This window comes from Streptomyces sp. AC555_RSS877, from assembly GCF_019049245.1.
Classification (GTDB): domain Bacteria; phylum Actinomycetota; class Actinomycetes; order Streptomycetales; family Streptomycetaceae; genus Streptomyces.
The window spans coordinates 1-7,749 of sequence record NZ_JAGMUK010000075.1; the positions used below are offsets into that span (position 1 = coordinate 1).

Here is a 7,749-nt window from a genome sequence, read left to right on the forward strand (position 1 = left end):
GTCGGGGATCTTCGAGCGCAGCAGCAGGGCGCCGTCGCGGGTCGGCCGCGGACATGCCGCCCTGTGAGTCTCTCAGCTTCACAGTGTGACGCCGGGGGGTGCCCCCTGTCCGCAGTGCACTTGGTGCGCACAGCGTGTTGCTGCCGACGGCGGACCGCTGCTTGGTGACGGTCGTCCCTCCAAGGGGTGATCTCGGGCCGCTGGCGGGGCGAAATGCCAAGGCAGCTCGTTGGGAGGGCATGGGACGAGCATCGCGGGTGCGGGCGGCGGGGCGGGCGCAGCGTCCGGCGAACGGTGGGCTGCTGGTTCGGGAGCCGCGCCCGGCTGATGAGGCGGCGCTGGCGGAGTTGCTGGGGATCGTGGAGTTCACCCAGCCGGGGATCGGGGCGGAGATGGCTCATGCCGTCGCGCTCCGGCACCGGCTCGAGCCCGCCTGTGGTGTGCGAGCGTCGTGGGTGGCCGAGCGGCGGCGTGGCGAGGTGGTGGGTGTGCTGACTGCGGCGCCGCCGCTGGGGTGGATCGGTTCGATCGAGATGCTGAGCCCGGAGCACCGCTCGTACGTTGCCCACCACATCGTGGAAGTAGAAGCTTTGTCGATCGCGCCGCAGGTCCGTGGGCGCCGCCTGGGGCATCGCCTGATCGAGACGGCCGCCGCGCACTACGCAGGTCTCGGCTACCGGCTGATGCTCGGTACCACCACTGTCCTGTCCCTGGCGCCGTACTACCGGCAGGCGGGCTTCACCGTGCTGGAGCCGGGCGAGGTGATCTCAGTGGCCGACCCGCTGGGCATGGTTCTTCACCGGCCTGCGGATCGGCACGTCGTACAGATGTGGAAGGCCCTGCACGCGGAGGTGACGGTCGTGGGCAGCCAGATGCCGGACGGCTCGCCGCTGCAGCTGCTGACGCAGGTGTTGGTGCCGCCAGCCGGCTCGCCGGAGGTGGTCCGGCATGACGACGGGAGCGTGACGATCAGCGGCGGCGGTGTGCGGCAGACCATGGACGCCCGGACGGCGGGGATGATGGAGCAGATGTACCGGACGCCGGTCACGGAGGAGGAAGTCCGGGAGGGAATGGCGGAGGCCTTGCGCTACGGCTTCGAGCCGCTCATGGCGGCCAGGCTCCGCAAAGCGTCCGGGTACTCGCTGCCCGAGCTCATGGGTCCCCCGCGCGGTGCCGGGTCTTCGGCGGGGCGGCGGTAGCGTGTCCGACGAGCCGCTGAAGCTGCGCAGCGACACCGGCGAGCCGTACCTGCTTGCCGTGCCTCACCGGCCGATCACCGACTCCCGTCTTTCGGCGGCCGACGTCGGTGTCTACATGCGGTGCCGGTGGCTGGGGGAGGTCTGTGCCCCGTACGGCAACCTCGACTGGCTGATCGCCGAACTCCGGATGCCCCCGGAGGAGACCCGGGCCTCGGTCCTGCGCCTGGTCGAACTCGGCTATCTCGACACGGTCGGGCCCGTCGAGACCGAGGCCATCACAGCCCAGGACATCGCGGCGCGTGTCCGTGATGCCATCGAGGCGACCATGGACGAACTCACCCCGGCCGAGCGCACAGCTGCGGCCCGCCTCGCGGATCTTGTGGACCGGCGCCGGGACCGGGCCGTGGCGGCGGCGCTGGACGACCAGATCGGGCGTGAACACGGCCTCCGGTGACCGGGCGCGCAGTCGAGCTGTGCCGCGGGGCCGATGGCGTCTCGGGCCGGCAGCGTTGCCGCCCGGCTGGCTACTGGTGAATACGGCGGTGGCTACGATCAGAAACGTCCTGACCCCGCAGGTGCGATGCTGAGGTCAGGGCGTTGTCACGGGTGCAGACCCTGCCCGCCACGGCCCCGCAGGCGCACCAGGCGCTGGAGCTGCGTCTTGACCGGGCCCAGCGGCAGGAGTTTGAACTACGCCAGCAACTGTCGCGCGCCGAGCGGGAGCGTGACAAAGCCCAGCAGGTTGCCGATCACGCAGCACGTCACATCCAGGCCCTGCAGAGCGAGCTTGCTGCACTGCGCATCGGGACGGGACACGATGAGCCCCTGCCATCTCGCTGTCCGCCTCGACCGACACCACCGCGACGTCCGTAAGCGCGGGGAACGACAGCTCCTTCAACCGGAGCGCGACCTCTTCCACGGCCCCGAACTGTCAGCCACGCCGGACCAGTCACAGGTCGTTTTCGGGCAACTTCACGGGGCCTGTGTGACGCTATCTCGCCCCGCCTCCCCCGGCTGGGATCGCCAGGACGCGGCAGAGATCGCCCGGCTACGAGCGCGGGAACGCGAACTGGCCACGGCGATCGTCACGCACGCGTACTGGAGCAACTTCGCCGCGGCCAACGTCCTCGCGGCCCGTGACGCGCTCAAGCACCACCACGAGCAGCAGATGGCCGACGCCTCCAGTTAGCCGCCGACCGTTTCCCCGGCCGCCGCACCGTCGGCGGCCCTGGCGCGGCGGCCCCGGCCGGCGCGCAACACCAGAGAGGGCACCCCGATCCCCGGCAGCGTCTCCGCCGGCCATCCCGCCCTCCTACTCCTCAACTCCAGCCAGGGCATGGGCGAAGGGGGTCGCAACGGGTATGTCAGCGGCTGTGCGGAGCCGCGCAGGAGCTGACGCCTCTGCTCCGTGGCTTCGACCACATAACCGACGCCGCCTCCGACGGCTCCTGAACAGCGACAAGGTCTTCCACATCGGCGAGATCGTGCCGCCTTCCGGGATCTACGAGTGCGACTGCGGGCAGAGTCACCCGCTACAGCACCGACGTGAAGGGGCACCGGTTCCCGCCCCTACAGGACGGCTGCACCGGCACCGGCTGGACGCTGAAGGCTGCCTCGCAGCCCAACCCCTGACCTCTCCCCCACAGACACAGACACAGCCGCCCCGACCTGTCTTCGAGGAGCATCTAGCGTTGACCGATTGATCTCGCGGCGGGTGCCAGAACGAGGATGCCGTCGTGCTCCGCCGCTGTGACGATGTGTCCTTGCTGCAGGAGAAGGCCGGACACCGCGGCCTGCACCACCGCCCGCATGCTGTCGTTCGATGCGCGGCCCGGCTGGCTGGCGGCCAGCGCAGTGAATGCCTCGGACGCCGCCTACCTGACCAGTACGCCTTCGGGCACTTCGCTCACCCGCAGGCCCGGCATCCCGTCGTCCGTCTCCGTGACCAGGTAGAAGCCCGCCTCGCTGAGAATGTGCCGCACTTGAACGGCGAGCATTGGCGGGGACGGCGGCATCCGGCCGGCAAGGGCTGGCACACCTACGGGCACGGCACCGTCACCCGCGACGGCAAACAAGTCGTCCCCGACGCCAAGACCCGGGTGTGGGCCTTCCACGGCGCCATGCTGAGCGTCTCCGACGCGATCCCCTTCGACGTCTCCTCCGTCGCGGACATCTTCGACTGGCTCTCGGGCGACCCGGTCAGTCTGCAGACCGGCCTGCTCACCGACACCCGCACCGACCTGGGCGTGTCCGACCCGCTCCAGCCGGGCGAGGTCACCCGTACCTACTGGCAGGGCGACACCCGCTCGAGGGCTTTCGGCATCGGCCGCGACCTGTCGTACAACATGTACCTGCACTCCAGACGCCTCTACACCGAGGTGGATCTGTACCTTCCCGGCGGACAGAAGATCCACTTCGTGCGCACCTCGCCGGGCGGCAGCTACGGGGATGCGGTCTTCGAACCCGAGGGCACCCCCACCGGCTTCAACGGGGCCAAGATCCAGCAGGAGTCGGGAGGCTGGCACCTGCGCCTGCGGGACGGCACCGACTACATCTTCCCCTGGTACGGCCCACTCAAAGAGATCCGCGACCGCCACGGCAACGCGCTGCGCATCACCCGCTCCAACGGCTCCAAGGGTGACATCACCAGCGTCACCACCCCCGGCGGACGCTGGGTCTCCTTCACCTACGACGCCCAGCACCGCGCCACCCAGGCCCGCGACAACACCGGCCGCACCGTCTCCTACACCTACGACAGCGCAGGCCGCCTGGAAACGGTCACCGACCCGGGCGGGAAGGTGAGTTCCTACACCTACGACGGCACCTCCAACCGCATCGCCACGGCCCGGGACGCCCGCGGCATCGTCTACATGACCAACACCTACGACGCGAACGGCCGGGTCAAGCAGCAGACGCTGCCCGAGGGCCAGGAGTACTCCTTCGCCTACGCCCTGAACAGCACCGGTCAGCTCACGGCGACGGAGGTGACCCAGCCCGGCGGCGCCGTCCGCCGCGTCGAGTTCGACAGCAGCGGCTTCGGCACCAGCGACACGCAAGCGTTCGGCACGACGCTGTCGCGCAAGACGGTCTACGAACGCGGCACCAACCACCGCGTCAGCGCCGTCGTCGACCCGTACGGGCGGCGCACCGAGCTGTCGTACGACGCCAACGGGCATGCGACCTCCGCCGTGGAACTGGCGGGCACCGCCAACGCCCGCACAACGGGCACCACAAGCTTCAGCGGTCCCTACGACCAGCCCAGCACCGCCTCCGATGCCCTGGGCAACAGCACCGTCTACGCCTATGACGCCACCGGCAACCTGCAGACGGAAACCGACCCGGAAGGCCGCCAGACCGCCTACACCTTCGGCACCGACGGCCAGGTCAAGACGATCACCGATCCTGCCAAGGCCGTCACCGAATACACCTACCGTCACGGAGACCTGGTCTCGGTGAAGGACGCCGAGGGGCGCGTGACCGGGCAGTTCACGGACGCGGCCGGCCGGATCAGTGGCCTCACCGACGAAGCGGGCTCGCTGACGACTTTCACCTACGACAAGCTCAACCAGACCCGCGAGATCACCGATCCCCTGGGCGCCACCACCGCGCTGGGCTACGACGCGAACGGCAACACCACACTCACCGACGCCCGCGGGAACACCACCACCTGGGGCTATGACGACGCCGACCGCCCCAAGTCGGCAACCGACCCACTCGGCGCACAGGCCCTGTTCGAGTACGACACCGCCGGCTTCCTACGCAAGGCGACCAACCGCTCCGGCACCGCCGCCGTCGCCGACTACGACCTGCTGGGACGCCCCAAGAACACCAAGTACGGCGTCAATGCCCTGGGCCAGGCCGAATCCATCGTCACCTACGACTACTACGACAACGACCTGCTCAAACAGATCACCGACAGCCAAGCCGGCAACCAGTCCTTCGCCTACGACCCCTACGCCCGCCCTAGCTCCACCACCAGCCCCACCGGCACGGTCGGCTACTCCTACGACGCCGCCGACCGCCGCACCCTGATGACCGCCGCCGGCACCAGCACCTTCTACGGCTACGACAAGTCGAGCATCCTCACCTCGGTCAAGTCCGGCACCCAGGAGGTCACCTTCGGCCTGGACGCCGCCGGCCGAGAGAAGACCGCCACCCTGCCCGGGAGCATCACCCGCACCACCGGCTACGACACCATCGGCGTCATCAAGTCGATCTCCTACGCCCAGGGCACCAAGACGATCGGCGCCCTCACCTACACACGAGACGAACGCACCCTGCAGACAGGCCTGACCGGAACGCTGGCCAAAGTCGCGCTGCCCGCCGCCGAGAGCGGCACCCAGTTCGACGACGACAACCGCATCACCAGCTATGCCGGACGCAGCTTCACCTACGACGCCGACGGCCAGCTCAAGAACGACGACGTACGCAGCTACACCTGGAACGCGCGCGGCGAACTAGCCAGCCTGACACGGGGGACAGCCGCTTCCTCGTTCGGCTACAGCCCGCTCGGCGACCGCCTCTCCAAGACGACCGGCGGCACAACGCGCCGCTACCTGACGGACGCCTCCAACCCCCTGGTGGAGCAGACCAGTTCAGGAGCCACCGCGGCAACCGTGGCCACGTCCGGTCTGGATGAGTTCCTCACCCGCACCGAGAACGGCACGACCCAGTTCTACCTCACCGACGTCCAGGGCACCGTGGTCGGCCTGGCGAACCCGGACGGCACCATCGCCACCACCTACGCCTACGACCCGGGCGGCACCCCCACCACCTCCGGCGCCACCTCGTCGAACCCGTACACCTTCACCGGCCGCGAGGACGACGGCACCGGACTGCTCTACTACCGCGACCGCTACTACGACCCGCAGACCGGCCGCTTCATCTCCCCAGACCCCATCGGCCAAGCCGGCGGCACCAACCTCTACCAGTACGCCCTGTCCTCCCCCACCACCTACACCGACCCCACCGGCAACAACCCCCTGATCGCCGGCTGCGTCGTCGGCGGCCTCATGGACGGCGGCCTGGACTGGCTCACCCAGCGCCTGTCCGGCCGCAAGGTCAACTGGGGCCAGGTCGGTCAGGCCGCCGCCATCGGCTGCCTCAGCGGCATGCTCGGCGCCGGCCTGGGCGCCAAAGCCGGCACCCGGGTGACCAACTGCAACAGCTTCACCGCCAACACCCCCGTCGTGATGGCCGACGGCACCCGCAAACCCATCCAGGACGTCCAGGTCGGCGACCGTGTCCTTCCACCGACCCCGAGACCGGCGACACCGGCCCCCGCACGGTCACCGCCCTCATCACCGGCAGCGGAGACAAACAACTCGTCGACCTCACCGTCGACACCGACGGCACCACGGGTGCCGAAACCGCCACGATCACCGCCACCGACGGCCACCCCTTCTGGGTCCCCACCCTCCACCAATGGATCGACGCCGGCGACCTCACCGCCGGGCAGTGGCTGCAAACCAGCGCCGGAACCTGGGTCCAGATCACCGCCCTCGACCACCACACCCAGTCGGCCACGGTCCACAACCTCACCGTCGACGACCTCCACACCTACTATGTCACCGCAGGCAGCCAAGACCTCCTCGTCCACAACTCCACCTGCCTCCTCGGTCGCAAAGGCGACATCGAGGACTACCTCGACGACAACCCCGGCTTCGACGCCGATGTCCTCAACCTCCGCGGCACCATGAACGGAAAGAAAGGCCAGCCCGGGGCGAAGGGGGTCGGAAGCTGGAACTGGACCCGCAACAAGCGCTTCATCGATGATGCGCTGGCCAGCGGCAGGCCCATACGGTTGGTGACTGACCCCACCAAACCGCTCTACTCCAAGGACAACGTCTATCAGCGAGAGCTCAAGTACCTACAAGACAAGGGATACGGCTGGCGCAAGATGGACGGCTACTGGGAAGTCGTAAGAATCCGACCTTAGGCCACCGAAAGGCAGCGAGGGCAGGAGGGCCCGTGGTAACAACAAAGGACTTCTTCGCCGAGGTCCGGACAGCCTGCGCCCCCATGGCGGCCGCCCTGGGACTGACCGGCCCAGAGGAGACCGAGCTGGTCATGCCACGCGTCACCTACAAGAGCGCGGTCGTCGAGTATCGAATCCGGCTCGACAACTCAGAAGCATCCGTGGAGTACAGCGCCAAGATCGACACGGGCACCGTCAGGCTTACGGCGGACATCGAGCCCTTGGCCATCGCCGCTGGAGTCGTGGAGAAACGCGGTGGCATCTCCTACAGCGCCCGGAGCCTGAAGCAGCTACGGAAATCCCTCCAAGGACAGGCCGACTACCTGCAGCGCGTGCATCCGTTCTTCGCTGACGCCGCCACAGCCGAAAGCCTTATGCGCCGAGCTGGCGCCCGCGAGTGGGGAAACGGAGCTTCGTGAACAGCAGCCGCCAACGGAGACGTGTTACCCCCCAGCAGCTCAGATGCCGCCAGGTCCTAGTGCTGAATTCCGCTTTCGGTGGGTATAGCTACTGGTAGCGGGGTGGTTGCGGGTACTCGGGGGCGGGTGCTGGACGATGGTGTTACGGGTACGG

Annotated in this window: 6 protein-coding genes and 2 pseudogenes; 7 read left to right on the forward strand and 1 reads right to left on the reverse strand. The window is 68.6% G+C overall.

Going from position 1 to position 7,749, the window contains the following annotated elements; all coding sequences use genetic code 11:
* Positions 1-239: 239 nt before the first annotated feature.
* Positions 240-1,199 (forward strand): GNAT family N-acetyltransferase, encoded by a 960-nt coding sequence (locus KUM49_RS30650; protein ID WP_217240224.1) that lies wholly within the window; start codon positions 240-242, stop codon positions 1,197-1,199.
* Position 1,200: 1 nt separating this feature from the next.
* Positions 1,201-1,653 (forward strand): hypothetical protein, encoded by a 453-nt coding sequence (locus KUM49_RS30655; RefSeq protein WP_217240225.1) that lies wholly within the window; start codon positions 1,201-1,203, stop codon positions 1,651-1,653.
* Between the two features lie 236 nt (positions 1,654-1,889).
* Here KUM49_RS30655 and KUM49_RS49915 read toward each other — a convergent pair whose 3' ends face one another.
* Positions 1,890-2,015 (reverse strand): hypothetical protein, encoded by a 126-nt coding sequence (locus KUM49_RS49915; RefSeq protein ID WP_302185510.1) that lies wholly within the window; start codon positions 2,013-2,015, stop codon positions 1,890-1,892.
* A 169-nt stretch (positions 2,016-2,184) separates the two neighbouring features.
* Between KUM49_RS49915 and KUM49_RS30660 the strand changes: the two genes are divergently transcribed.
* From KUM49_RS30660 to KUM49_RS30690, 5 genes and pseudogenes are all read left to right on the forward strand, one after another.
* Positions 2,185-2,388, forward strand: a complete 204-nt coding sequence (locus KUM49_RS30660; protein WP_217240226.1) for a hypothetical protein — start codon at positions 2,185-2,187, stop codon at positions 2,386-2,388.
* 931 nt (positions 2,389-3,319) lie between these two features.
* Positions 3,320-6,160, forward strand: a pseudogene (locus tag KUM49_RS49920) (RHS repeat-associated core domain-containing protein); the annotation flags it as partial.
* 338 nt (positions 6,161-6,498) lie between these two features.
* Positions 6,499-6,744, forward strand: a pseudogene (locus tag KUM49_RS50345) (hypothetical protein); the annotation flags it as partial.
* Between the two features lie 150 nt (positions 6,745-6,894).
* Positions 6,895-7,137, forward strand: coding sequence for a hypothetical protein (locus tag KUM49_RS48765; protein WP_254402036.1), 243 nt, complete (start codon positions 6,895-6,897; stop codon positions 7,135-7,137).
* Positions 7,138-7,220: 83 nt separating this feature from the next.
* Positions 7,221-7,595: a hypothetical protein gene (locus KUM49_RS30690; RefSeq protein WP_217240227.1), complete on the forward strand. Its 375-nt coding sequence runs from the start codon at positions 7,221-7,223 to the stop codon at positions 7,593-7,595.
* Positions 7,596-7,749: the final 154 nt, after the last annotated feature.

Coding starts and splice junctions, on each gene's coding strand:
- KUM49_RS30690 (WP_217240227.1), top strand. CDS start 7,221: ATGGCGGCCGCCCTGGGACTGACCGGCCCAGAGGAGACCGAGCTGGTC.
- KUM49_RS30650 (WP_217240224.1), top strand. CDS start 240: ATGGGACGAGCATCGCGGGTGCGGGCGGCGGGGCGGGCGCAGCGTCCG.
- KUM49_RS48765 (WP_254402036.1), top strand. CDS start 6,895: ATGAACGGAAAGAAAGGCCAGCCCGGGGCGAAGGGGGTCGGAAGCTGG.